21 protein-coding genes are annotated in these 24,936 nt (G+C 57.5%); 14 read left to right on the plus strand and 7 right to left on the minus strand.

The window, feature by feature from the left end:
* Positions 1–21: 21 nt before the first annotated feature.
* From fmt to trkA, 3 genes are all read left to right on the plus strand, one after another.
* Positions 22–981, plus strand: coding sequence for a methionyl-tRNA formyltransferase (fmt, locus tag L4G42_RS11930; RefSeq protein ID WP_237250215.1), 960 nt, complete (start codon positions 22–24; stop codon positions 979–981).
* Entirely contained in the window at positions 978–2,300 is a 1,323-nt protein-coding gene (gene rsmB / locus L4G42_RS11935) for a 16S rRNA (cytosine(967)-C(5))-methyltransferase RsmB (RefSeq protein ID WP_237259247.1), read from the plus strand. Before fmt ends, rsmB begins: the two co-directional genes overlap by 4 nt.
* A 105-nt stretch (positions 2,301–2,405) precedes the next feature.
* On the plus strand, positions 2,406–3,779 hold the full coding sequence (gene trkA, locus L4G42_RS11940; protein WP_237250211.1) for a Trk system potassium transporter TrkA: 1,374 nt from the start codon (positions 2,406–2,408) through the stop codon (positions 3,777–3,779).
* A 4-nt stretch (positions 3,780–3,783) separates the two neighbouring features.
* On the opposite strand, the gene L4G42_RS11945 is transcribed toward trkA, so the two are convergent.
* Together L4G42_RS11945 and L4G42_RS11950 are read right to left on the minus strand one after the other, a co-directional pair.
* Positions 3,784–4,671 (minus strand): lysophospholipid acyltransferase, encoded by an 888-nt coding sequence (locus L4G42_RS11945; protein ID WP_122534273.1) that lies wholly within the window; start codon positions 4,669–4,671, stop codon positions 3,784–3,786.
* Between the two features lie 39 nt (positions 4,672–4,710).
* Positions 4,711–5,283: a DNA-3-methyladenine glycosylase I gene (locus L4G42_RS11950; RefSeq protein WP_237250209.1), complete on the minus strand. Its 573-nt coding sequence runs from the start codon at positions 5,281–5,283 to the stop codon at positions 4,711–4,713.
* A gap of 82 nt (positions 5,284–5,365) precedes the next feature.
* On the opposite strand from L4G42_RS11950, the gene glyQ reads away from it, so the two are divergent.
* Genes glyQ through L4G42_RS11970 form a run of 4 tightly spaced genes read left to right on the plus strand, consistent with a single transcriptional unit; the run spans position 5,366 to position 9,761 of the window.
* Entirely contained in the window at positions 5,366–6,313 is a 948-nt protein-coding gene (glyQ, locus tag L4G42_RS11955; protein WP_065988033.1) for a glycine--tRNA ligase subunit alpha, read from the plus strand.
* Complete coding sequence (gene glyS, locus L4G42_RS11960) at positions 6,310–8,364, plus strand: glycine--tRNA ligase subunit beta (protein WP_237250207.1); 2,055 nt, start codon at positions 6,310–6,312, stop codon at positions 8,362–8,364. Before glyQ ends, glyS begins: the two co-directional genes overlap by 4 nt.
* Before the next feature lie 11 nt (positions 8,365–8,375).
* Complete coding sequence (gmhB, locus tag L4G42_RS11965; RefSeq protein ID WP_237250205.1) at positions 8,376–8,933, plus strand: D-glycero-beta-D-manno-heptose 1,7-bisphosphate 7-phosphatase; 558 nt, start codon at positions 8,376–8,378, stop codon at positions 8,931–8,933.
* Positions 8,934–8,990: 57 nt separating this feature from the next.
* Positions 8,991–9,761 carry a lysophospholipid acyltransferase family protein gene (locus L4G42_RS11970; protein ID WP_237250204.1) on the plus strand — a complete coding sequence of 257 codons (771 nt, stop codon included), beginning with the start codon at positions 8,991–8,993 and terminating at the stop codon, positions 9,759–9,761.
* Positions 9,762–9,945: 184 nt separating this feature from the next.
* On the opposite strand, the gene L4G42_RS11975 is transcribed toward L4G42_RS11970, so the two are convergent.
* The gene (locus tag L4G42_RS11975) at positions 9,946–11,133 is read right to left on the minus strand and encodes an MFS transporter (RefSeq protein WP_237250202.1); all 1,188 of its coding nucleotides are present in this window, start codon (positions 11,131–11,133) and stop codon (positions 9,946–9,948) included.
* Positions 11,134–11,447: 314 nt separating this feature from the next.
* Here L4G42_RS11975 and L4G42_RS11980 point away from each other — a divergent pair, with 314 nt between their 5' ends.
* Together L4G42_RS11980 and L4G42_RS11985 are read left to right on the plus strand one after the other, a co-directional pair.
* Positions 11,448–12,590 carry an acyltransferase family protein gene (locus L4G42_RS11980; protein WP_237250200.1) on the plus strand — a complete coding sequence of 381 codons (1,143 nt, stop codon included), beginning with the start codon at positions 11,448–11,450 and terminating at the stop codon, positions 12,588–12,590.
* Between the two features lie 63 nt (positions 12,591–12,653).
* The gene (locus L4G42_RS11985; protein ID WP_237260822.1) at positions 12,654–13,802 is read left to right on the plus strand and encodes an acyltransferase family protein; all 1,149 of its coding nucleotides are present in this window, start codon (positions 12,654–12,656) and stop codon (positions 13,800–13,802) included.
* 64 nt (positions 13,803–13,866) lie between these two features.
* Here the strand turns inward: L4G42_RS11985 and gyrB are convergent, their stop codons facing one another.
* The 4 genes from gyrB to dnaA are packed head-to-tail and all read right to left on the minus strand — an operon-like array spanning position 13,867 to position 20,080.
* Complete coding sequence (gene gyrB / locus L4G42_RS11990) at positions 13,867–16,284, minus strand: DNA topoisomerase (ATP-hydrolyzing) subunit B (protein WP_237250197.1); 2,418 nt, start codon at positions 16,282–16,284, stop codon at positions 13,867–13,869.
* A gap of 4 nt (positions 16,285–16,288) precedes the next feature.
* A complete protein-coding gene (recF, locus tag L4G42_RS11995; RefSeq protein WP_237250195.1) occupies positions 16,289–17,392 on the minus strand; it encodes a DNA replication/repair protein RecF in 1,104 nt (367 codons plus the stop codon).
* A gap of 13 nt (positions 17,393–17,405) precedes the next feature.
* Complete coding sequence (dnaN, locus tag L4G42_RS12000) at positions 17,406–18,509, minus strand: DNA polymerase III subunit beta (RefSeq protein ID WP_237250193.1); 1,104 nt, start codon at positions 18,507–18,509, stop codon at positions 17,406–17,408.
* A gap of 35 nt (positions 18,510–18,544) precedes the next feature.
* On the minus strand, positions 18,545–20,080 hold the full coding sequence (gene dnaA, locus L4G42_RS12005) for a chromosomal replication initiator protein DnaA (RefSeq protein WP_237250191.1): 1,536 nt from the start codon (positions 20,078–20,080) through the stop codon (positions 18,545–18,547).
* Between the two features lie 584 nt (positions 20,081–20,664).
* Here dnaA and rpmH point away from each other — a divergent pair.
* The 5 genes from rpmH (at position 20,665) to mnmE (ending at position 24,586) form a co-directional block, all read left to right on the plus strand.
* Complete coding sequence (gene rpmH / locus L4G42_RS12010) at positions 20,665–20,799, plus strand: 50S ribosomal protein L34 (protein WP_002551315.1); 135 nt, start codon at positions 20,665–20,667, stop codon at positions 20,797–20,799.
* 16 nt (positions 20,800–20,815) lie between these two features.
* Positions 20,816–21,217 carry a ribonuclease P protein component gene (gene rnpA / locus L4G42_RS12015; protein WP_122534378.1) on the plus strand — a complete coding sequence of 134 codons (402 nt, stop codon included), beginning with the start codon at positions 20,816–20,818 and terminating at the stop codon, positions 21,215–21,217.
* A complete protein-coding gene (yidD, locus tag L4G42_RS12020) occupies positions 21,210–21,455 on the plus strand; it encodes a membrane protein insertion efficiency factor YidD (protein ID WP_074886126.1) in 246 nt (81 codons plus the stop codon). The genes rnpA and yidD overlap by 8 nt, the downstream gene beginning before the upstream one ends.
* A gap of 2 nt (positions 21,456–21,457) precedes the next feature.
* The gene (yidC, locus tag L4G42_RS12025; protein WP_237250189.1) at positions 21,458–23,137 is read left to right on the plus strand and encodes a membrane protein insertase YidC; all 1,680 of its coding nucleotides are present in this window, start codon (positions 21,458–21,460) and stop codon (positions 23,135–23,137) included.
* Between the two features lie 78 nt (positions 23,138–23,215).
* Positions 23,216–24,586, plus strand: a complete 1,371-nt coding sequence (gene mnmE / locus L4G42_RS12030; RefSeq protein ID WP_237250188.1) for a tRNA uridine-5-carboxymethylaminomethyl(34) synthesis GTPase MnmE — start codon at positions 23,216–23,218, stop codon at positions 24,584–24,586.
* The last annotated feature ends 350 nt before the right edge of the window (positions 24,587–24,936 follow it).

The following is a 24,936-nucleotide window of genomic DNA, read 5'->3' on the forward strand; positions in this document are numbered from 1 at the left end:
TCATACCTCACAGAGAAGCCCATGACTGAGCCACTGCGCATCGTGTTCGCCGGCACCCCGGAATTCGCCGCCGAGCATTTGAAAGCCCTGCTCGACAGTCCCCACGACGTCATTGCGGTGTACACCCAGCCAGATCGCCCGGCCGGTCGTGGCCAGAAGCTGATGCCGAGCCCGGTCAAGCAGCTTGCCCTCCAGCACAACATTCCTGTCATGCAGCCGCCTACCTTGCGCGCACCCGAAGCCCAGGCCGAGCTGGCTGCGTTACAGCCGGACCTGCTGGTGGTGGTCGCCTATGGCCTGATCCTGCCGCAGACCGTGCTGGATATTCCGCGTCTGGGCTGCATCAACAGTCATGCCTCGTTGCTGCCACGCTGGCGCGGTGCTGCGCCGATTCAGCGCGCGGTGCAGGCGGGCGATGCCGAAAGCGGCGTGACGGTCATGCGCATGGAAGCGGGGCTGGACACCGGCCCGATGCTGCTCAAGGTGACCACCCCGATCACGACCGATGACACCGGCGGCACGCTGCACGATCGTCTCGCTGAGCTCGGCCCGACTGCGGTGATTCAAGCCATTGCCAGGCTAGCTGAGGGCACACTGGTTGGCGAAGTGCAGGACGACAGCGTCGCGACCTATGCGCACAAACTGAACAAAGATGAAGCGCGCATCGACTGGAGCCGCCCGGCGGTTGAGCTGGAGCGACTGGTACGCGCCTTCAACCCATGGCCGATCTGCCACAGCACGCTGAACGGCGAAGCGCTGAAAGTGTTGGCCGCGCAGGTTGCCGACGGGGAGGGCACGCCCGGCAGCATCATCGACGCGAACAAAGAAGGTCTGGTGATCGCGTGCGGGGTTGGCGCACTGCGTCTGACCCGTCTGCAACTCCCGGGCGGCAAACCTCTGGGCTTCGCTGACCTGTTCAACAGCCGCCGCGAGAAATTCGCCGTGGGCACCGTCCTCGGCCAAGCGGTGGATGCGCGATGAACCCGCGTCTGGCCGCGGCCAAGGCTCTGGCTGCCGTACTGAGTGGCAAGGCATCGCTGAACAGCTCCTTGCCCACGCAACTGGACAAGGTTGAAGACCGCGACCGCGGCCTGACTCAGGACCTGGCATTTGGCACCGCGCGCTGGGAGCCGAGGCTCTCCGCGCTGGCGGCCAAGCTGCTGCAGAAACCTTTCAAAACCGCTGATAACGACGTGCAGGCTTTATTGCTGGTGGGTCTGTATCAGCTGTTCTATTCGCGCATTCCCGCCCATGCTGCTATCGGCGAAACCGTAGGCTGCGCCGACAAGCTGAAAAAGCCGTGGGCAAAAGCGTTGCTCAATGCCGTGCTGCGTCGAGCCCAACGGGAAGGCGAGGCATTGCTGACAGAGCTGGAACACGATCCGGTGGTGCGCACTGCCCATCCACGCTGGCTGCAAAAAGCGCTGAAAGCCGCGTGGCCCGAGCATTGGGAAGCGATTTGTGCGGCGAACAACGCCCACCCGCCGATGATTTTGCGGGTTAACCGCCGGCACAAAACCCGCGAGCAGTACCTTCAGCTGTTGCTGGACGCAGGCATCGCCGCAACGCCCAGCACGTTCAGCCAGGACGGTATCGTGCTCACCGAACCGGGCGATGTTCGCTCACTGCCGGGGTTCGCCGAGGGCTGGATCAGCGTTCAGGACGAGGCAGCCCAACTGGCCGCCAACTTGCTGGACTTGGCGCCGGGTCAGCGTGTGCTGGACGCCTGTTGTGCGCCAGGTGGCAAGACCTGCCACCTTCTGGAAGTACAACCGGATTTGGCAGGCGTGGTCGCGGTGGACCTGGAAGCCAAGCGCATGGTGCGGGTCAAAGAGAACCTGGATCGCCTGGGCCTGAGCGCCGAACTCATCGCCGCCGACGCCCGCGCCACCGATCTATGGTGGGACGGCAAACCGTTCCAGCGCATTCTGCTCGACGCGCCTTGCTCGGCGACTGGCGTGATTCGCCGCCACCCCGACATCAAGCTGACACGCCAGGCGGATGACATTCCCGCCCTCGCCGCGCTGCAAGGCGAATTGCTCGACGCGCTGTGGCCGACGCTGCAGGTCGGCGGCATCTTGCTGTACGCCACATGCTCGACGCTGCCGACTGAAAACACCGAAGTCATCGCTGCATTCCTGGCGCGTACGTCTGGCGCACGGGAGCTGGACATTGCCGGTCAACAAGGCAATCCACCGCCCGGTCTGAAACAGCCCCACGGCCGTCAGTTGCTGGCCCAGGAAGGCGGGCATGACGGGTTTTACTACGCCAAACTGATCAAGGTTGCTGCGGCGGTCTGATGCCTGTCTCCTGTGGGAGCCGGCTTGGTGGCTCCTACGGTCCGAAAACGCCGCAGGTATTCAGCACACGCAACTGACCCGATCATCATTTCAAGGAGAGACTGATTGAAGATCATCATTCTCGGCGCAGGGCAGGTCGGCGGTACGCTGGCCGAGCACCTGGCCAGCGAAGCCAACGACATCACCGTCGTGGACACCGATCAGGATCGTCTGCGGGCGTTGGGTGATCGCCTCGATATCCGCACCGTTCATGGTCGCGGCTCATTCCCGACCGTGCTGCGTCAGGCCGGCGCCGACGACGCTGACATGCTGGTGGCCGTGACCAGCAGCGACGAGACCAACATGGTCGCCTGCCAGGTCGCGTACACGCTGTTCCAGACCCCCACCAAGATTGCCCGTGTTCGCGAGTCGGCGTACCTGACCCGCTCAGGACTGTTCGCCAACGGCGCCATTCCCGTGGACGTGCTGATCAGCCCCGAGCAAGTGGTCACCCATTACATCAAGCGGCTCATCGAATACCCCAGCGCGCTGCAAGTCATCGACTTCGCCGGCGGCAAGGTGCAGATGGTGGCGGTCAAGGCGTACTACGGCGGGCCTCTGGTGGGGCAGCAACTGCGTCAGCTGCGCACGCACATGCCGAATGTGGACACCCGCGTTGCGGCTATTTTCCGTCGCGACCGTCCGATCATTCCTCAAGGCGATACGGTTATCGAGGCTGACGACGAGGTCTTTTTCATCGCTGCCAAGGCGGACATTCGCGCCGTCATGGGCGAGATGCGTCGCCTGGATGAGAGCTACAAGCGCATCGTGATTGCTGGCGGCGGTCAGATTGGCGAGCGGCTGGCGGAGGCCATCGAGAACCGGTATCAGGTCAAGATCATCGAGATGAACCCCGCCCGATGCCGTCACCTCTCTGACACGCTCAACAACACGGTGATCCTGCAAGGCAGCTCTTCCGATCGCGACCTGCTCGTGGAAGAGAACATCGACAACGCCGATCTCTTTCTGGCGCTTACCAACGACGACGAGGCGAACATCATGTCGTCGTTGCTGGCCAAACGTCTCGGCGCGAAGAAGGTGATGACGATCATCAACAACCCGGCGTATGTCGATCTGGTGCAAGGGGGAGAGATTGATGTCGCCGTCAGCCCTCAGCTCGCCACCATCGGTACGTTGCTGGCGCACGTGCGGCGCGGCGATATCGTCAGCGTGCATTCATTGCGTCGGGGCGCGGCTGAAGCCATCGAGATTGTCGCCCATGGCGATGCCAAATCGAGCAAGGTGATTGGCAAAGCCATCATGCACATCAACTTGCCGCCCGGCACGACCATCGGCGCAATCACCCGCGCCGACCAGGTGATCATCGCCCATGACAGCACAGTGATCGAATCGGGCGATCACGTGGTCATGTTCCTTGTGGATAAAAAGTACATCCGCGACGTGGAACGACTGTTTCAAGTGGGGTTGAGCTTTTTCTGACAGCTCAATACCAGCGCTTCTCACCCTCGGGGCGTTTCTTGAAGCGCTTCATGGTCCACATGTATTGGCTCGGATAGGCCCGCACGTACTTTTCAACCACCTTGCTCATGGCAGCTGCCGACGTTGCGGTGTCGGTGCTGTACATGTCGTCCGGCGCGGCTTCGAGTACGACTTTGTAACCAGAGCCATCCTCCAGACGCATCGCGTGAAGAAACACACCAACGGCTTTGCCGCCCGCCAGCATGTTCGGCACGAACTTGCTGGTCAGCGCCATCGTCCCGCAGAAGGGCACGAATATCCCTGCCGACTCAGCGGGTTCAGGGTCAGCCGGAATGCCGACCGAGCCACCTTTGCGCACTTCCTTGATGACGCTGAGAATGCCTTCCTTGGTGGACGCGGCCACGCGGTTACCCAGCTGCACGCGCTGCTTGCGCAGCAGATCGTCCACGGCCTTGAGCTTGGGTGGCCGGTAGAAAATGATCGGTTTGCACTGGCTGCAGTAGAAGTGGTTGAGCACTTCCCAGTTGCCCAGATGGCTGGTGATCCCGACGACGCCCTTGCCCGACGCCAAGGCGTCTTTCAACACCTGAAGCCCTTCGACTTCGCGAACCAGATTGATCGACTTCTGCGCCGGCCAGATCCACGCGCAGGCGCTTTCGGTCAGGGTCTTGCCGATGTCCATCAGGCTGCGGCCGACCAGTGCTTCGAGTTCTTCAGGGCTCAGTTCGGGGAAGCACTTGGACAGGTTGATGCGCGCGACGTCGCGGGACCTGTTAGGCAACTTCCACATCAGCCAACCAATGCAGGTGCCGACCCATTGCACTGCGCGCCACGGCAACAGGGCAAACAGGCGCAATGCCCCAACCATCAAGGCGCCTTTGAACTTATCCACAGATCACTCCCGAATACATGAGGCGGCCATTGTAACCATTCATGGGAGCCGATTATCCACATCACCCGCCAGCTCGGCGTATCGATCGCAGTCAACCGTATGGTCCATCACCATTCCGGTGGCCTGCATGTACGCGTAACAGATGGTCGGGCCGACGAAGGTGAAGCCGGCTTTCTTCAGCGCTTTGCTCATCGCCTCGGCCTCTGGCGTAATGGCCGGGACCTCACTGCGGCCCTTGAAGTGATTGACCTTCGGCTCGCCGCCGACGAAGGACCAGACAAACGCAACCGGATCCTCCAGCTGCAACCAGGCCAGGGCGTTCTTGCGTGCGGCATTGAGTTTGAGGCGGTTGCGCACAATGCCGGGCTCCAGCATCAGCGCTTCGATTTCAGCATCGGTCATCGCGGCGACGCGCTGGACGTCGAAGCCGAACATCACTTCGCGGTAGCGCTCACGCTTTTTCAGGATGGTGATCCACGACAGTCCGGCCTGGAACCCTTCGAGCAACAGGAACTCGAACAGCATCTGCGCATCGCGCAACGGCACACCCCACTCTTGATCGTGGTAGTCCATGTAAAGCGGATCTTCGTTGCACCAAAAGCAGCGTGGCATAGGGCTCCCAAGGGTGGAGGCACGGCCGAATCGGGTATACTCCCGCTCTTTAAATCGCAGCCCCCCAGTACAGGTGAATTTCGTGAGCCAGCCTACGCCAGCCGTGCGTACCTTCCAAGACTTGATCCTCGCCCTCCAGCAATACTGGGCTGAGCAAGGTTGTGTGGTACTTCAGCCCTACGATATGGAAGTGGGCGCCGGCACTTTCCACACCGCTACGTTTCTGCGCGCCATCGGCCCGGAAACCTGGAACGCCGCCTACGTACAACCGAGCCGTCGTCCTACCGATGGCCGTTATGGCGAGAACCCGAATCGCCTGCAGCACTACTATCAATTTCAGGTCGTTCTCAAGCCCAATCCGGACAATTTCCAGGAGCTGTACCTTGGCTCGTTGAAGCACGTGGGTCTTGACCCACTCGTGCACGACGTCCGCTTTGTCGAAGACAACTGGGAATCCCCCACCCTCGGCGCCTGGGGCCTGGGTTGGGAGATCTGGCTGAACGGCATGGAAGTGTCGCAATTCACCTATTTCCAACAAGTCGGCGGTATCGAGTGCTACCCGGTCACGGGCGAAATCACCTACGGCCTCGAGCGTCTGGCGATGTACCTGCAAGGCGTCGAGTCGGTCTACGACCTGGTCTGGACTGACGGCCCGTTCGGCAAAGTCACCTACGGCGATGTGTTCCATCAGAACGAAGTGGAGCAATCGACCTACAACTTCGAGCACGCCAACGTCGACAAATTGTTCGAGCTGTTCGATTTCTATGAAAGCGAAGCCGTGCGCCTGATCGAAGTCGAGCTGCCATTGCCGAGCTACGAAATGGTCCTCAAGGCCTCTCACACCTTTAACCTGCTGGATGCCCGTCGCGCGATTTCCGTGACGGCGCGTCAGCAGTACATTCTGCGCGTCCGCACCCTTGCTCGCTCCGTGGCCCAGGCGTACCTGATGGCCCGGGCCAAGCTCGGCTTCCCGATGGCCGCGCCCGATATTCGCGATGAAGTGTTGGCCAAGCTGGAGGCTGCGCAATGAGTGCTCAAGATTTTCTGGTTGAATTGGGCACCGAAGAACTGCCACCCAAAGCATTGAATACCCTGGCCGATGCGTTTATGGCCGGTATCGAAAAAGGCCTGCAAGCTGCCGGTCTGACCTACAGCGCCAAGCAAGTCTATGCAGCCCCACGTCGCTTGGCCGTGCTGGTTACTCAGCTCGCCACCGAGCAGCCGGATCGCAGCGTCAACCTGGATGGCCCGCCACGCCAGGCGGCGTTCGATGCCGCGGGCAATCCGACCCAGGCCGCCTTGGGCTTCGCCAAAAAGTGCGGCGTGGACCTGAGCGAAATCGATCAGAGCGGCCCGAAGCTGCGCTATAGCCAGAGTATCCCTGGCAAGCCAACGTTGAGTCTGCTGCCGACCATCGTCGAAGATTCGCTCAACGATCTGCCGATCCCGAAGCGCATGCGCTGGGGCGCGCGCAAGGAAGAGTTCGTACGTCCGACCCAGTGGCTGGTGATGCTGTTCGGCGATCAAGTCGTCGACTGCACCATTCTCGCCCAGACGTCCGGCCGCGAATCCCGTGGCCATCGCTTCCATCATCCGGACAGCGTGCGCATTTCGTCGCCGGCCAACTACGCCAGCGACTTGCGCGCGGCCCACGTGCTTGCGGATTTCAACGAGCGTCGTCAGTTGATCAGCAAGCGCGTTGAAGAGCTCGCCACGCAACACGAAGGCACCGCCATCGTGCCGCCGGCACTGCTCGATGAAGTGACTGCGCTGGTCGAGTGGCCAGTGCCGCTGGTGTGCTCGTTCGAGGAGCGTTTCCTTGAAGTACCGCAGGAAGCCCTCATCACCACGATGCAGGACAACCAGAAGTACTTCTGCCTCCTGGATGCCGAAGGCAAGCTGCTGCCGCGCTTCATTACTGTCGCGAACATCGATAGCAAGGACCCTTCCCAGATCGTCCACGGTAACGAGAAGGTGGTTCGCCCGCGTCTGACCGACGCCGAGTTCTTCTTCAAGCAGGACAAGAAGCAAAAGCTGGAGACGTTCAACCAGCGCCTGCAGAACGTGGTATTCCAGGCTCAACTGGGTACGGTGTTCGACAAGGCCGAACGGGTTTCCAAGCTGGCTGCGTTCATCGCGCCACGCATCGGCGGCGATGCTCAGCGCGCCGCACGTGCAGGCTTGCTGTCCAAGTGCGACCTGGCGACCGAGATGGTCGGCGAGTTCCCGGAGATGCAGGGCGTTGCAGGCTACTACTACGCCTTGGCCGACGGCGAACCCGAAGACGTCGCACTGGCATTGAACGAACAGTACATGCCGCGCGGCGCTGGTGCTGAATTGCCAGGCACGTTGACCGGCGCCGCAGTTGCCATCGCCGACAAGCTCGACACACTCGTGGGCATCTTCGGCATCGGCATGCTGCCGACCGGTAGCAAAGACCCGTACGCCTTGCGCCGCGCCGCGCTCGGCATTTTGCGCATCCTGATCGAGAAAAAGCTGGATCTGGACCTGGTCAAAACCGTGCAGTTCGCCGTCGCTCAGTTCGGTGTGAAGATCAAACCGGCCGGTCTGCCGGAGCAAGTGCTCGAATTCATCTTCGATCGTCTGCGCGCGCGCTATGAAGACGAAGGCGTCGACGTTTCTGTCTACCTGTCGGTGCGCGCCTTGCAGCCCGCTTCGGCACTGGACTTCGATCAACGTGTTCAGGCTGTCCAGGCCTTCCGCAAATTGCCTGAGGCTGCAGCACTGGCCGCCGTGAACAAGCGCGTTTCCAATCTGCTGAGCAAGGCGGATGGCAACATCGCCCAGACCGTCGAGCCAAAGTACTTCGATAACGCCAACGAGTTCTCGCTGTACTCGGCGATTCAGCAGGCAGATCAGGCCGTAGCGCCGATGTCCGCCAGCCGTCAGTACAACGAAGCGCTGACGCGTCTTGCGGCACTTCGCGAGCCTGTGGATGCGTTTTTCGAGGCAGTGATGGTCAACGCGGAAGACGCCAGCGTGCGGGCTAACCGTTACGCCTTGCTCGCCCGTCTGCGCAATCTATTCCTCGGCGTTGCCGACATCTCCTTGTTGGGCTGACAGCGGAGCGCATGCCAGTGAAGTTGCTGATTCTCGATCGGGACGGGGTGATCAACCAGGACTCCGACGCCTACATCAAGTCGGTGGACGAGTGGGTTCCGATTCCCGGCTCCATCGAGGCCATTGCGCAACTAAGTAAGGCGGGCTGGACGGTGGCAGTGGCCACCAACCAGTCCGGCATCGCTCGCGGTTACTACGATCTCGCCACCCTCGATGCCATGCACGCACGCTTGCGGGAACTCGTGGCGGAGCAGGGTGGTGAGGTCGGACTGGTCGTTTATTGCCCTCATGGCCCGGACGCCGGCTGTGATTGCCGCAAGCCAAAACCGGGCATGCTGAAGACAATTGCCCGCCATTACGCCGCCGATCTGCGCGGTGTGTGGTTTGTGGGCGACAGCAAGGGTGACCTGGAGGCGGCGGTGGCCGTCGATTCACAACCTGTTCTGGTCATGACTGGCAAAGGTCAGAAGACGCGAAGCGGTGCATTACCCGAAGGTACGTTGGTTTTTGACGATCTGGCGGCGGTTGCCGCAGAACTTATTCACAACAGCGCCCTGTTGAACAGCTAACGGCTATTCAATGGCTCGCTCAATTCGGGCAATTGCCCCGTAACGGTAAAAGCAGCTATGTCGATTGTGCAGGCCATCAGGATTTTCTTCTTTTACCTGCTGCTGGGCACTACCGCCCTGCTGTGGTGTTCGCTGAGTTTCTTTATTGCACCTTTCCTGCCGTTCCGTGTTCGTTATCGCTTCATCAATGTTTACTGGTGCCGCTGCGCCTTATGGCTGACCCGAGTGTTCCTCAACATCAAGGTCAACATCACCGGCCAGGAAAACATCCCCGAGACCCCGTGCGTGATCGTCTCCAATCACCAGAGTACTTGGGAAACGTTCTTTCTCTCGGCCCACTTTCAGCCTTTAAGCCAAGTGCTCAAGCGGGAGTTGCTGTACGTGCCGTTCTTCGGCTGGGCAATGGCGATGCTGCGTCCCATCGCCATTGATCGCAACAATCCCAAAGCGGCGCTGAAGGTTGTGGCGAAGAAGGGCGATGAGTTGCTCAAGGATCGCGTCTGGGTGTTGATCTTTCCTGAAGGCACACGCGTGCCGTACGGCCAGATCGGAAAGTTCTCGCGCAGCGGTTCGGCACTGGCAGTTAACGCGGACTTGCCCGTCCTGCCCATTTCCCACAATGCCGGCCGGTATTGGCCTAAAGAGGGATGGGGTAAAAAGCCGGGCACCATCGAAGTCGTGATTGGCAAACCGATGTACGCAGAGGGCACTGGCCCTCGCGCAATCGCTGCGCTGAACGATCGCGTCTCGGCATGGAACGAGCAAACCCAGCGTGATTTGGGATCGCCCGCAATGCCTGCGCCTGCACCCGAGAAATCACCGGCGTGAATTGTGGATAACCTGTGCACGAATAAATCGAAATTCGAAAAATTAGCGTCTAACTTGTTAATTTAAATACTTATTTCTTCCGACGCTTACAGCGTCCAAAACGTGCATAAGTTTATTCTTCTTGTCTGCCGCTGACCTGAAAAGACCGGTCTTGAGCCTGTGCAGCCCAAGACCGACGTGTGGATCAAGCCGCTCTGGCCGGCGCTGATATCCACAGATTGCATAGCGCCCCCATACCAACCAATGCAATCCCTCCACACGCCGCTGCGACAAATCCCATGGCGGGGGAAACGCTGTCGATCGCGAATCCCACAATCGGCGCGGACAGCGTCTGGCCTATTCGGTAAGCCGAATCGTGCAGCCCCATCACTTCACCTCGCACGCTGGAAGGCGCCAGCTTGGCAACCGCTTCCGAACCTGCAGCCAGCGTAGGCGTGCACAGCAGATTGGTGGGCAACAGCGCGAGCATCAGCCACCACCAGACGTCATCAAAGAACACTACGGGCAGCAGCAGCAGGCTCATTGCCAAAGCGAGTCTCATCTGCGACCACGACCTGTGGACAATCCCGTGGACATATCCGCCCACAATGGATGCAATGGACATGGCGGCGATGACATACCCGGTAAAGGCAAGCTGATCGCTGGCGCGCAGCACGGCGATCAGTGCCAACTCGGTGCCGTACAGCACGAACAAAGCACCCGCACTGACGAACATGACGGCCAGCAAACGGCCGCTCATCCATGTGCGGAGTTTGGGTCGCACGCGATCAGGATTTGCTGCGACTTCGTCCACATTGCGCGTAGGCCAGTTCAACACGTAAAGCACAACATAAGAGAACGCACGCCAGAGGCCGATACCCGCCAGAGTGGCAGTCGCCGAATAGGTAGTGATCAACAGGATGCCGCTGGCAGGCCCGATCACGAATGAGAGCTCCATGAGCATCATGTTGAGCGAGTATGCAGGCCGGCGCTGATCTTCCGGCACCAGGCTGGCGACGAACTGCCTGGCGAGTGAACCCGTCGGCACCGTAAACAGGCCCGCCACAAAAGCCAGAAGGACGTAGAGCCAGTAGCTCACCATCGGCAGCAGTATCCAGGCGATAGTTGACAGCGTCCCGCAGACGGCCACTACCAGGCGCAGCCCGTGACGGTCAATCATCCGGCCGAGGAGGGGAGAGCCCACCGCGAACCCAAGGGCGGTCGCTGTTCCCACCACGCCTGCATCAAAATAGCTGCCGCCCATTTCGTTGAGTACATGCAGGCTCAGCGTGAGCCCCATAATGGTCAGGGGCAAACCCGCAACAAACATGAACAACGTGGCAGGCAGCACTCGAGGAATGGCCAGCACTCTCTGGTATTTGCGAATCGACATATGACTGCGGCTCCTTGGTCTTACATCTGTCCTGATGCAACGGTTCAATCGGCGGATATCTAAGTTTTTGCCGCTGTCATTGGCCAATCCAGGCGCAACGGCACACTCCCGCCTAACAAAAACTATCGTTCGAGTTTCAGGGCCAAATTATTGGCTGACAGGGCATGCAGATAATCCGCATCCCGATTAGAGATGCCAATTAGACGCGCAGCACCCCCAGTGTATCGTTCAAGCTCAAAAACCATTTCCAACCCTCTCAATATCGCGTGTCCCCGACGGCGTGAGCGTCACAGCGGTGAATGGATCGAACCGATATGACCCTGATCGCGCGCGGAGGCAGTATGAATACGTTGGGTGACTTGGCGTCCAGACGAAACAACAACTTCAACTTGATCAGAATGCTTGCCGCCACGGCGGTACTGATTTCCCACAGTTACCCTCTTGCACTCGGCCATGATGCGGTCGAGCCGCTCTCGAACTGGATTGGCCTGTCACTCGGTGAACTGGCGGTAATCACCTTTTTCTGCGTCTCCGGCTTTTTTATCTCCCTTAGCCGTGATCGCGCAGGCAGCACGCTGGATTTTTTCACCGCCCGGTTTCTGCGGATCTACCCAGGGCTGACACTCGTGCTGCTGCTCAGCGTGTTTCTGATCGGGCCTTTATTTACGACACTGAGTGCGTGGGAATATTTCAGCTCAGGTGAAACATACGGTTATCTCACCCATAACCTGACGCTGTTCAGCATGAAGTTCCAGCTGCCTGGCGTGTTCGAGAACAACCCTTGGCCCGGAATCAATGGGTCGCTGTGGACGCTCTTTTATGAAGTCGCTCTCTACATCCTGGTCGGCGGGCTTGGCAAATTTGCCTTTTACAGTGAAGGACGTAAATTCGCCGGCTTTCTACTGTCTTACGCCGCGCTGTACGTCGCCTTCAAAGCCTTGATGTTGAACAGCGCTTTGCTCAATGACGTCCACCGCGCCGAGTTTTTCTTCACGTGGAGTTTGCCGTTTGTGCTGGGCATGTCCTTCTACCGATATCGTCATCACATTCAGCATCGATGCATCGGCTTCCTGCCTTTCGCCGCGTTAGCCGCCGTCACATGGCGCACGACCTATTTCTTCGAGTGCTTTGTGCTGGCCTGGACGTATCTGATTTTCTACCTCGGGTTCGCCACTCACCCCCTGGTCGACCGCTACAACCAGCTGGGTGATTACTCGTACGGCGTTTATATCTATGCCTTCCCGATTCAGGAAATCCTCGCCCATCTGTTCAAAGGCATCGGGCCTGTCAGCATGATGCTGCTCGCGTTCCCGCTTGTGTTACTGGCAGCCATGTTCTCTTGGCATGTTATCGAGAAGCTCGCTATGGCCTGGCGCCGTGGGCTTGCCGGGTCTTTAAGCATTCGCCTGGACAACTTGAAAACCCGCTGGACCGGAACCGGGAAAGGTACCGCATGAGATGACCTGCGCACCGAGGGAGAATCTAAACGCATCCGGCATGGATTCAACAGGGAGTTTGCGATGAAGAGATTTCAAGTGCTGGACGGCTTTAGGGGCATCTGCGCACTGAGCGTTGCGGTCTATCACATCCACATTCCACAGAGCTTCGGCGAATGGGCGTTCTTCCGAAATGCTCATTACCTGGTGAGCTTTTTCTTCGTCCTGAGCGGGTTTGTCATGGTCCACACCTACGGACAGCGGCTGGCAACGACGGACCAGTTCAAGCAGTTCTTCATCACTCGCACCTTCCGACTTTACCCCTTGCACGTCTTTGTGCTCCTGCTCGCTATCGCATTGGAGGTTATGAAGCTGGGTGCGGAGAATGCCGGCATAGCGTTCAATCAGCCCAGCTTCACCGGGCAGCGCGCGCCCCAGGAAATCATCCCCAACCTGCTGCTGTTGCAGTCCTGGTGGCCGGGATTCAATCCCCAGTCGTTCAACTTTCCGGCGTGGAGCATCAGTGTCGAGTACTACATTTACATGATCTTCGCGGGGATACTCTTGTGTACCCCACGCTTCGCCACGCTGATATTTCTGATGATTTCGTTGATGGCTACGGTGTGCTTGTCCTTGGGACTTGCCTATCTGATGGAGCCTGCATTGCAGGGTCTATCCTGTTTCTTTGCAGGCGTGATGACCTATCACCTCTATCGGGTTATCCACAACAAGACCATTCCGCGCTGGCTGCACACAGCTTTGGAAGTCGTCGGGGTCTGCCTGACAGTGAGCTTGCTGGTGAGTAACATCGATCACAAGCAGATCATTCTGACGTTGGGCTTCTGCGCGCTCATGTTGATTTTCTCCTTTGAGGGAGGAGTGATCTCGACCTTGCTGAAGGCTCGCCCGTTCGAGAAGCTGGGCGCGCTGTCCTACTCGATCTACATGACCCATGCGATGGTCCTATTCGCCTTCACCCTCGCCATGCTTCTTGTAGGGAAAGTCGCCGGCAACACCATCGTCACATACGCTGCCGCGGCGCCAGGCCCGATGCTTTCCTTCCACGACGAAGTGGCTGATAACTTCCTGCTCATCGGTCTGTTGATCTTGATTGTGGGTATATCTGCGGTCAGCCACCGACTCATTGAACTGCGCAGTATCGAATGGGGCAAACGGTTGAGAAGCGGAGGGCGGACCACGTTGGCGATCAATCCCATGAAAACCTTGAGCTGAATCCCTAAACGAAACAGCCCCAATCGATTCGCATCGTTGGGGCTGTTTGGTTAGCAGGTGAACCTTAGAAGTCCAGGTTCGACACCGCCAGTGCGTTGGCTTCAATGAAGTCGCGGCGAGGTTCTACTGCGTCACCCATCAGGGTGTTGAAGATCTGATCAGCGCCGATGGCGTCTTCGATCGTCACCTTGAGCATGCGTCGCACGCTCGGGTCCATCGTGGTTTCCCACAGCTGATCAGGGTTCATCTCACCGAGACCTTTGTAGCGCTGAATCGTATGACGCTTGGTGCTCTCTGCCATCAACCAGGCCAGTGCTTCCTTGAACTCGGTGACCGCTTTCTTGCGTTCGCCACGTTGAACGTAAGCGCCTTCTTCAAGCAGCGTGCTGATCTGAGCACCCAGCGCGGTGACTGTCTTGTAGTCGTTGCTGCCAAAGAAATCGCGGTTGAACGTTACGTAGTTGGACAGACCATGGGAGATCAGCTCGACCTCTGGCAGCCACACGTTACGCTCGCGGTCTTCACGCAAGCTGGCTTTGTAGACCAACCCGGATTTCTCTCCCACACGCAGGCGTTCATCGAACTTCGCCAGCCACTCTTGCATGGCCGCATGATCCGACAACTGCTCCATTGGCACAGCCGGCAGGTAGACGAAGTGCTCAGTCAGCTCTTGCGGGTACAGACGGGACAGACGTTTCAGGGTCTTCATGACCATGCGGAAGTCGTGTACCAGTTTCTCCAGCGCTGCACCGGAAATACCAGGCGCCGATTCGTTCAGGTGCAGGCTCGCATCTTCAAGGGCCGACTGGGTCATGTACTCTTCCATGGCCTCGTCGTCTTTGATGTACTGCTCTTGCTTGCCTTTCTTCACCTTGTACAACGGCGGTTGAGCAATATAGATGTAGCCACGCTCAACCAGCTCCGGCAACTGACGGAAGAAGAAGGTCAGCAACAAGGTACGGATGTGCGAACCGTCGACGTCAGCATCGGTCATGATGATGATGTTGTGGTACCGCAGCTTTTCGATGTTGTACTCGTCACGACCAATACCGCAACCCAGTGCAGTGATCAACGTGCCCACTTCCTGGGACGAGATCATCTTGTCGAAGCGCGCCTTCTCCACGTTCAGGATCTTGCCCTTGAGTGGCAAGATGGCCTGAGTCTTACGGTTGCGTCCCTGCTTGGCGGAACCGCCAGCAGAGTCACCTTCCACGAGATACAGTTCGGAAAGAGCAGGGTCCTTTTCCTGGCAGTCAGCCAGTTTGCCGGGCAGGCCTGCGATATCCAGCGCACCTTTGCGGCGAGTCATCTCACGTGCTTTGCGCGCAGCTTCACGAGCACGTGCTGCATCGATCATCTTGCCGACAACGGCTTTCGCTTCGTTCGGGTTCTCTAGCAGGAAGTCAGAGAAGTGTTTGCCCATCTCCTGCTCAACCGCAGTCTTCACTTCTGAGGACACCAGCTTGTCTTTCGTCTGCGAGCTGAACTTCGGATCAGGGACTTTGACGGAGATGATTGCTGTAAGGCCTTCACGCGCATCGTCGCCGGTGGTGGCAACCTTGTGCTTCTTCGCCAGACCTTCCTGCTCAATGTAGTTGTTCAGGTTACGTGTCAGGGCAGAACGGAAGCCGACGAGGTGGGTACCACCGTCGCGCTGCGGAATGTTGTTGGTGAAGCACAACAGGTTCTCGTTGAAGCTGTCATTCCACTGCAAGGCAATTTCAACGCCAATGCCATCCTCACGCTGGATGTTGAAGTGGAAGACCTGATTCACAGGCGTTTTGTTGGTGTTCAGGTATTCAACGAATGCGCGCAGACCGCCTTCATACTTGAACAGCTCTTCCTTGCCGCTGCGTTCGTCCTTAAGAACGATACCCACACCGGAGTTGAGGAAGGACAGCTCACGAATTCGCTTTGCCAGGATGTCCCAGCTGAAGTGAATGTTCTTGAAGGTTTCAGCGGAAGGTTTGAAGTGAATCTCGGTACCCGTGGAGTCACTTTCACCAACAATCTGCATTGGCTCTTGTGGAACACCGTGGACGTACGTCTGCTCCCAGACTTTTCCGCTGCGGCGCACAGTGAGGTTTAAAACCTCGGACAACGCATTAACGACCGAGACGCCCACACCGTGCAGACCGCCGGATACCTTGTAGGAGTTATCGTCAAACTTACCGCCGGCGTGCAACACAGTCATGATGACTTCGGCAGCAGACACGCCTTCTTCTTTATGCACATCAACCGGAATGCCGCGACCGTTATCGCGAACAGTGATCGATTCATCCGGGTGAATGATGATGCTGATGTCGTCACAGTGACCGGCCAATGCCTCGTCGATCGAGTTGTCCACAACCTCAAACACCATATGGTGGAGGCCGCTGCCATCGTCTGTGTCGCCGATATACATACCAGGACGTTTGCGTACGGCATCGAGCCCTTTCAGCACTTTGATGCTGGTCGAGTCGTACGTTTGGTTTTCGCTCATGCCTTCACTCCCGGTGGTCGTGGGTCTGGGTGATATTGCCGTGTTCCACGTGGAACAAAGCAACTGGCGTTTCCGTCTGCCAGCCTTCCCTCAACAATTCATGATCTACGCAGGTGATAAATACCTGGCAGCGTAATTCTTCCAGCAGGCGACATAGCGCACCGCGGTGATTCTCATCGAGCTCCGATGGCAGATCGTCGACGAGGTAAATACATTGGCCACGACGGGCCGTGCTGACTAAGTGTCCCTGAGCGATACGCAGGGCGCAGACCACGAGTTTCTGCTGCCCGCGGGAAAGAATATCCGCTGCATTGTGTCCGCCAAGTCGCAGACGTAGATCTGCACGTTGCGGCCCTGCTTGCGTATGACCCATCTGTTGATCACGGTAGAGCGAAGATGCCAGCACGTCACTCAGGTTCTTTTCCTTGTCCCATCCTCGATAGTAACTAAGCGTCAGCCCATCGATCTGAACAAGCTCACTCAAGGTTTGCTCGAACACTGGTTTCAACGCTTTGATGTAAGCGCGCCGAAACTCGTCAATTTCATCGCTCGCCAGACACAGTTCACGGTCCCATGCGGCCTGCGAAGCGGCGTCAAGTGTACCATGGCGAAGCCACGAGTTTCGCTGCCTGAGGGCCTTCTGAAGCCGCTGCCAGGTCGACATAAAACGAGGTTCCACGTGGAACACTCCCCAATCCAGAAACTGACGCCGGATCTTGGGTGCACCTTCAAGGAGTCGGAAGCTGTCAGGATTGATCAGCTGCAGCGGCAACGCCTCGGCAAGTTGGGCGGCACTCTTGGCGTTCTGCCCATCGATACGAATCTGGAAATCACCCTGACGCTCTCGGGAAACACCAAGGCTGCTGTGGCCACCTTCGGCGAGTTCAACTTGGCCAAAGACCGTACACGCAGGTTGCTCGTATTGAATGACCGGCTGCAGTCGAACGCTGCGGAAAGAGCGCGCTAAACCGAGGAGATAGATGGCTTCAAGAACACTGGTTTTCCCACTACCGTTGGCGCCGTACAGGATGTTGATGCGGGGAGAAGGAGAGAAGGTCACCGGTTGCAGATTGCGCACCCCGGTGACCGAGACGCGGCTAAGAGACATTGATCAACTGCTGTTACAGGCGCATCGGCATAACGACATAGGCCGAGTCGTCATTGCCGGATTCCTGCACCAACGCACTGCTGTTGGAATCCGAGAGGATCAGACGGACTTGCTCCGTAGTCATGACACCCAGTACGTCGAGCAGATAGCTCACGTTAAATCCGATCTCGAGCGAGCTGCCGTTGTATTCGACACTGATTTCCTCTTCGGCTTCCTCTTGCTCCGGGTTATTCGCTTGAATCTTCAACTGGCCGTTAGCCAACTGAAGGCGAATACCTCGATACTTCTCGTTGGAAAGAATCGCCGTGCGGCTGAACGCTTCCCGCAGTGCCTGACGATCACCCACTACCAGCTTGTCGCCGCCCTTGGGCAGCACTCGCTCATAGTCAGGAAATTTGCCGTCTACCAGTTTGGATGTGAACGTGAACTCACCCGTGGTCGCACGAATATGATGCTGACCGAGCACAATGCTGACCAGTCCATCTTGCTCGGTCAGTAGCCGCGCCAGTTCAAGTATCCCCTTACGCGGCACGATCACTTGGTGACGGTCAGCTTGCTCGATCTCAGCCGCCATGGAGCACATCGCAAGACGATGCCCATCAGTTGCAACCGCGCGCAGAATGCCTGACTGAACCTCAAGCAACATGCCATTGAGGTAGTAGCGAACGTCTTGCTGGGCCATGGCAAAGCTGGTGCGCTCGATCAAACGGCGCAGCTTGCTCTGAACGAGACTGAATGTGAGAGACCCCGGGCCTTCTTCGACGGTTGGGAAGTCGTTGGCGGGCAGGGTAGACAGGGTGAAGCGGCTACGGCCGGCTTTGACGATCAGCTTTTGCTCGTCGAGCTTGATATCGATGAGCGCGTCATTGGGAATGCTTTTGCAGATGTCCATCAGCTTGCGCGCAGGCACCGTGATTTCGCCCGGCTCGGCAGGCTCCTCCAGCTGCACACGGCCGACCAGCTCGACTTCCAGGTCAGTACCGGTCAAAGACAGCTGCTGGCCCTGAACGACCAGAAGCACGTTCGACAGAACCGGCAAGGTCTGACGGCGTTCAACAACGCCCGCGACCAGTTGCAGGGGTTTCAACAGGGCTTCGCGTTGAATGGTGAAATGCATGGTCTAGTCCCTTGCCTTGATAAGCTGCGTCGGCATCACGTTGTCAAAGTCCGCAGCAGGTTCTTGTAGTCCTCGCGGATGTCCGCATCGGATTCTTTCAATTCATTGATCTTCCGGCACGCGTGCAACACGGTTGTGTGATCGCGGCCGCCAAACACATCACCGATTTCGGGAAGGCTGTGATTGGTCAGTTCCTTGGACAATGCCATCGCCACTTGCCGCGGTCTCGCGACGGACCTGGAACGGCGCTTGGAAAGCAGGTCAGAGATCTTTATCTTGTAGTATTCAGCGACAGTCCGCTGGATGTTATCCACACTCACGAGCTTGTCCTGCAACGCTAGCAGGTCCTTCAACGACTCGCGGATCAACTCGATCGTGATGTCACGGCCCATGAAGTGTGAGTGAGCGATGACGCGCTTCAGCGCACCCTCAAGCTCTCGCACATTGGAACGGATACGCTGTGCGATAAAAAACGCAGCGTCGTGAGGGAGATCGACTTTCGCCTGATCCGCTTTCTTCATCAAAATCGCCACCCGTGTTTCCAGCTCCGGGGGCTCGACGGCGACCGTCAGGCCCCAACCGAAACGCGACTTGAGGCGCTCTTCAAGGCCTTCGATTTCTTTAGGGTAGCGGTCACTCGTGAGAATAACCTGCTGACCACCTTCGAGAAGGGCGTTGAAGGTGTGGAAAAACTCTTCCTGGGAACGTTCCTTGCGCGCAAAAAATTGAATGTCATCAATTAGCAGTGCGTCGACGGAGCGATAGAAGCGCTTGAACTCATTGATAGCATTGAGCTGTAGCGCCTTGACCATATCCGCCACAAATCGCTCGGAGTGCAGATACACGACCTTGGCATTCGGGTTTTTCTTGAGCAGGTGGTTACCCACAGCATGCATCAAGTGAGTTTTACCCAGACCTACACCGCCATAAAGGAAGAGCGGGTTATAGCCATGCTTGGGGTTGTCCGCTACCTGCCAGGCGGCCGCACGCGCCAGTTGGTTGGATTTACCTTCGACAAAGTTTTCGAATGTGAAGGTCCTGTTCAGATAGCTGGTGTGCTTCAGAGCGCCCTCAACCTGAACATTACGCTGCTCGGCCCGCGCAGGAGCTTGCTGGGAACTGGCGCCCGCCATTGGATCAAAGCTAGCTCGGGAAGGCTCATCCTCGACATTCAAAGAGGTCTGAATCATTGGAGCAGGCGTTGCGACGGACTGCGGTGCTCGTGCTGTAACCGGCGCTTCGCTAGTAGCTGCCATCTCGGCGGCCTGAGATGCGGCTGCCGCCGCAGCAAGCGGTGCATTCGGGGCTGCACGTGGGGCCGAGCTACGCTTGCTGCCTATTAATAAGGAAAGCGCCGGGGCAATACCCTGACCGTGCTCGCCCAGCAACTCGAGCAATCGACCCAGGTACTTTTCATTGACCCAGTCCAGCACAAATCGGTTGGGCGCATACACGCGCAATTCGTCGCCTTCGGCTTCAACCTGTAACGGACGGATCCAGGTGTTGAATTGCTGGGCAGGCAGCTCATCGCGCAAAAGCTCAACGCATTGCTGCCAAAGTTCCACTGACACAAATATCCCCTAGATTCTGAAGCCGGCGCGGCAAAAACAAGCGGCCATTGTAACCACCCCTAACTGACTTATCCACACGAAGGTGGGGTGCTGACGCACGATATCCATGGGAAAGCGCATAAAAAGACGACAACCGGTGGATAGTTAAGGTCTGTGGATAACCACGCTTCAGCTCCTTGCATAACCCTGGGCTAAAAGCTGTGGATAAAGCCACTGTGGATAACTATACGTTCTGTGCACAGCTTGTAATCAGCTGCCGCACAGCCCGGGCACTGCTTGTGGACAGACTTTCAGTCCTCTGTACATCAAGCAATACGTGGCCCGCAGAGCTTTATCCACAGAAATCCTTCCCTTAAGCTTTTATAAGCTTTACAAAGAAGCTTTAAATACCTTCCTTCTTTATTTCTATATCTACGCTCCAAGAATGCACCGGCTGATTGATCGCTGTCGATGAATTGCACTCAGGAACTAAATGCAAGAAACGTTGGTTGGAAATTGACCTGCGAGCCCGCTTTCTCTAGAATCCCCGGTCTCTTAAAACGGGGGCCATTCCGGCCCGTTGTGGACGAACCAGGTAACACGCCATGAAACGTACTTTCCAACCCAGCACTATCAAGCGCGCTCGCACCCACGGTTTCCGTGCTCGTATGGCCACCAAAAACGGTCGCGCAGTCCTGTCGCGTCGTCGCGCAAAAGGCCGTAAGCGTCTGGCAGTTTGATTAATCGGCACAGGTGGTGAGTCAGGACTTCAGTCGGGAAAAGCGTTTGCTGACACCCCGGCATTTCAAGGCAGTCTTTGACTCCCCCACCGGCAAGGTTCCGGGGAAAAACCTCCTGCTCCTTGTGCGCAACAACGACCTTGATCATCCCCGTCTCGGGCTGGTAATCGGGAAGAAGAGCGTAAAGCTCTCCGTCGAGCGCAACCGTTTGAAACGCCTGATGCGTGAGTCGTTTCGCCTTCACCAGGACAACCTGGTCGGATGGGATATCGTCGTCGTCGCACGCAAAGGCTTGGGTGACATTGAAAACCCCGAATTGATTCAGCATTTCGGCAAGCTCTGGAAACGTCTGGCGCGCAGCCGGCCCGATCCCGAACTTAAAACCGAAACTGCGGGGGTAGACAGTCCTGATGCGTAAACTGGCGCTCGTTCCGATCCAGTTTTACCGCTATGCCATCAGTCCTCTGATGGCCAGTCACTGTCGTTTCTACCCCAGTTGCTCCTGCTACGCGTACGAGGCCATTGAAAATTATGGTCTGGTACGCGGTGGCTGGCTGACCTTACGTCGCTTAGGTCGGTGTCATCCCTGGAATCCCGGTGGTTATGACCCGGTTCCACCTGCTCCCACCTCCCGTTCCTCTTCGATGGCCGAGTAATCATGGATATTAAACGCACGATCCTGATCGTCGCCCTGGCAATCGTGACCTATGTCGGTGTCCTGAAATGGAACCAGGACTATGGTCAGGCTGCCTTGCCGACTCAGAATGTTGCTGCCAACACCAATACATCCGCTATTCCTGATGCTCCGCAAGGCTCGGCGACTGCCAATGCAGACGTCCCTAGCGCCACGGGCGAAGTGGCTGCGCCGGCGGAAATGCCGGTGGCCACCAGCAAAGATCTGATTCAGGTGAAGACAGACGTCCTCAACCTGGAGATTGATCCAGTGGGCGGCGACGTGGTGCAGCTTCGTTTGCCACTTTATCCACGCCGTCAGGATCACCCGGAGATTCCTTTCCAACTGTTCGATAACGGTGGCGAGAGGATTTTCCTTGCTCAGAGCGGTCTGACTGGCGCGAACGGTCCTGATGCCAGAGCCACTGGTCGTCCGGTCTACTCGGCTACGCAAAAGAGTTACCAGCTGGCTGATGGCCAGAACGATCTGGTCGTCGATCTGAAATTCAGCGATGGCGGCGTCAACTACATCAAGCGCTTCACGTTCAAACGCGGGCTGTATGACCTGACCGTTTCCTACGTGATCGACAACCAAAGCCCGCAGGCGTGGAACGGCAACCTGTTCGCACAGCTGAAACGTGATGCGAGCGCTGATCCATCCTCGACTACCGCTACGGGCACCGCCACCTATCTCGGTGCTGCCATGTGGACACCTTCGGAACCCTACAAAAAGGTTTCCATGAAGGACATCGATAAAGGATCAGTGAAGGATACTGTTCAGGGTGGTTGGGTCGCCTGGTTGCAGCATTACTTCGTGACCGCCTGGATTCCGAACAAGACTGACAGCAACACCGTCACCACCCGTAAGGACAGTGCCGGCAATTACATCATCGGTTTCACTGGCCCGGCATTGACGGTCGCACCTGGCGCGAAAGCCGAGACAACTGCAACGCTTTACGCCGGTCCCAAGAGTCAGGCAGTCCTGAAGGAGTTGTCCCCAGGTCTGGAACTGACAGTGGATTACGGGATTCTGTGGTTCATTGCCCAGCCTATTTTCTGGCTGCTGCAACATATCCACAGCATCGTCGGCAACTGGGGCTGGTCGATTATTTTCCTGACCATGCTGATCAAAGGGCTTTTCTTCCCTCTGTCGGCTGCCAGTTACAAATCCATGGCACGCATGCGCGCAGTCGCGCCGCGCCTTGCCGCGCTGAAAGAACAGCATGGCGACGATCGTCAGAAGCTGTCTCAGTCGATGATGGAACTGTACAAGAAAGAGAAGATAAACCCGTTGGGTGGATGCTTGCCGATTCTGGTCCAGATGCCGGTGTTCCTGTCGCTGTACTGGGTACTGCTTGAAAGCGTCGAAATGCGCCAGGCACCGTGGCTGCTGTGGATAACTGACCTGTCGATCAAAGATCCGTTCTTTATTCTGCCGATCATCATGGGCGCTACCATGTTTATCCAGCAGCGCTTGAACCCGACACCTCCGGATCCGATGCAGGCCAAGGTCATGAAGCTGATGCCAATCATCTTCACGTTCTTCTTCTTGTGGTTCCCGGCTGGTCTGGTGCTGTACTGGGTTGTGAACAACACCTTGTCCATCACTCAACAGTGGTACATCACCCGCAGCATCGAAGCGAAAGCCAAGAAAGCTGAAGCCTGATCTACCCTGTTAACAAGTCACTCAAAACGCCCCCTCGTGGGGCGTTTTGCTATCCGTCGGTTGCCCAGGAGTCGGCCCATGAATGTTCTTTTTGAAACCATTGCGGCCATTGCCACGGCTCCCGGACGTGGAGGCGTCGGTATCGTCCGTATTTCCGGCCCCCAGGCCGGCAAATGTGCCGAGGCGATTCTCGGCAAACTGCCACAACCTCGTTATGCGCACTACGGCGCTTTCAAGGGAGAAGACGACGCTGTAATCGACGAGGGCATTGGTCTCTATTTTTCAGGCCCTCACTCGTTCACCGGGGAAGATGTGCTGGAGCTTCAAGGGCATGGCGGGCCTGTTGTGCTGGACATGTTGCTGCAACGTTGTGTGCAGCTGGGGTGCCGCCTGGCGCGGCCGGGTGAATTCAGCGAACGCGCGTTTCTCAATGACAAGCTTGACCTTGCCCAAGCCGAGGCGATCGCTGACCTGATTGAAGCGAGTTCTGCTCAGGCCGCGCGCAACGCCTTGAGGTCGCTACAGGGTGCATTTTCCCAAAGAGTGCATGAGCTCACGGAGAAACTGATCAGCCTGCGCATTTACGTTGAAGCGGCCATCGACTTTCCGGAGGAGGAAATCGACTTTCTCGCGGATGGCCATGTGCTGAGCATGTTGGATAACGTACGTATCCAGTTATCCACAGTGCTACACGAAGCCAATCAGGGCGCGTTGCTCAGAGATGGCATGAATGTGGTTATTGCAGGCAGGCCAAATGCCGGGAAATCCAGCCTGCTGAATGCACTCGCGGGCAAAGAAGCGGCGATCGTGACTGAGATTGCCGGCACAACCCGGGATGTCCTGCGCGAACATATCCACATTGATGGCATGCCGCTTCACGTGGTGGACACCGCAGGTCTGCGCGATACCGACGATCAGGTGGAAAAAATAGGCGTTCAACGAGCGCTCCAGGCGATAGGCCAGGCAGACCGCATTTTGCTGGTAGTGGATGCAACAGCGCCCGAGGCCGGCGATCCCTTTGCATTGTGGCCTGAGTTCCTTGATCAAAAACCTGACCCGGCCCATGTCACCCTGATTCGTAACAAGGTGGACCTGAGTGATGAACCGGTGGAACTGGTGACCAGCGTCGATGGCCACGTCACCATCAACCTCAGCGCCAAGGCCGGTGGTGAGGGCGTGGAGCTTTTGCGCGAACATCTCAAGGCGTGCATGGGGTATCAGCAAACAGCTGAAGGAAGCTTCAGTGCACGCCGGCGCCATCTTGAGGCGTTGCACAAGGCAAGCGCTTCTCTGGAGCATGGACGCTCGCAGCTGACCTTAGCCGGCGCCGGCGAGCTGCTTGCAGAAGACTTGCGCCAAGCCCAGCAGTCCTTGGGCGAAATTACCGGCGCATTCAGCTCGGACGACTTGTTGGGACGAATTTTCTCCAGCTTTTGCATCGGCAAATAACGCCGCGATCTATCCCCTGGCAGGTCAATCTCTCTGGATCTGCCCCATCTCGATTCATTCTTCTGACTTTTCTTGAACCCCCGATCAATGCGCGGCGGGATAACTGCGTCTCGAATTTGCCCGTTTAGCGCTGGAGTGCTCGGATAAGCCCTGTGCATAACCGCGGCTAAGGTCAGTTGATAAGGAGGCCTCTGAGCTGAGGATAATCGCGCCTGTGGACAACTGGCTATTTAATCCACAGGCTTAGACAGGTTATCCAAGGGTCTCTTGGCCACATGGACACAGGCTTTTGAATCTATGTACATCACGTATTTAAAGGCCTTCAGGACTTTATCCACAGAAAGGTAGCT

This window comes from Pseudomonas petrae (genome assembly GCF_021728295.1).
In the GTDB taxonomy this organism is placed as follows: Bacteria; Pseudomonadota; Gammaproteobacteria; order Pseudomonadales; family Pseudomonadaceae; genus Aquipseudomonas; species Aquipseudomonas petrae.

Bases quoted from the DNA above. Each gene is read 5' to 3' on its own strand.
- mnmE (WP_237250188.1), top strand. From the start codon at position 23,216: ATGAATGTTCTTTTTGAAACCATTGCGGCCATTGCCACGGCTCCCGGA.
- yidC (WP_237250189.1), top strand. From the start codon at position 21,458: ATGGATATTAAACGCACGATCCTGATCGTCGCCCTGGCAATCGTGACC.
- dnaN (WP_237250193.1), bottom strand. From the start codon at position 18,509: ATGCATTTCACCATTCAACGCGAAGCCCTGTTGAAACCCCTGCAACTG.
- rpmH (WP_002551315.1), top strand. From the start codon at position 20,665: ATGAAACGTACTTTCCAACCCAGCACTATCAAGCGCGCTCGCACCCAC.
- yidD (WP_074886126.1), top strand. From the start codon at position 21,210: ATGCGTAAACTGGCGCTCGTTCCGATCCAGTTTTACCGCTATGCCATC.
- L4G42_RS11985 (WP_237260822.1), top strand. From the start codon at position 12,654: ATGAAGAGATTTCAAGTGCTGGACGGCTTTAGGGGCATCTGCGCACTG.
- L4G42_RS11950 (WP_237250209.1), bottom strand. From the start codon at position 5,283: ATGCCACGCTGCTTTTGGTGCAACGAAGATCCGCTTTACATGGACTAC.
- glyS (WP_237250207.1), top strand. From the start codon at position 6,310: ATGAGTGCTCAAGATTTTCTGGTTGAATTGGGCACCGAAGAACTGCCA.
- gyrB (WP_237250197.1), bottom strand. From the start codon at position 16,284: ATGAGCGAAAACCAAACGTACGACTCGACCAGCATCAAAGTGCTGAAA.
- L4G42_RS11975 (WP_237250202.1), bottom strand. From the start codon at position 11,133: ATGTCGATTCGCAAATACCAGAGAGTGCTGGCCATTCCTCGAGTGCTG.
- fmt (WP_237250215.1), top strand. From the start codon at position 22: ATGACTGAGCCACTGCGCATCGTGTTCGCCGGCACCCCGGAATTCGCC.
- L4G42_RS11980 (WP_237250200.1), top strand. From the start codon at position 11,448: ATGACCCTGATCGCGCGCGGAGGCAGTATGAATACGTTGGGTGACTTG.
- recF (WP_237250195.1), bottom strand. From the start codon at position 17,392: ATGTCTCTTAGCCGCGTCTCGGTCACCGGGGTGCGCAATCTGCAACCG.
- gmhB (WP_237250205.1), top strand. From the start codon at position 8,376: ATGCCAGTGAAGTTGCTGATTCTCGATCGGGACGGGGTGATCAACCAG.
- L4G42_RS11970 (WP_237250204.1), top strand. From the start codon at position 8,991: ATGTCGATTGTGCAGGCCATCAGGATTTTCTTCTTTTACCTGCTGCTG.
- rsmB (WP_237259247.1), top strand. From the start codon at position 978: ATGAACCCGCGTCTGGCCGCGGCCAAGGCTCTGGCTGCCGTACTGAGT.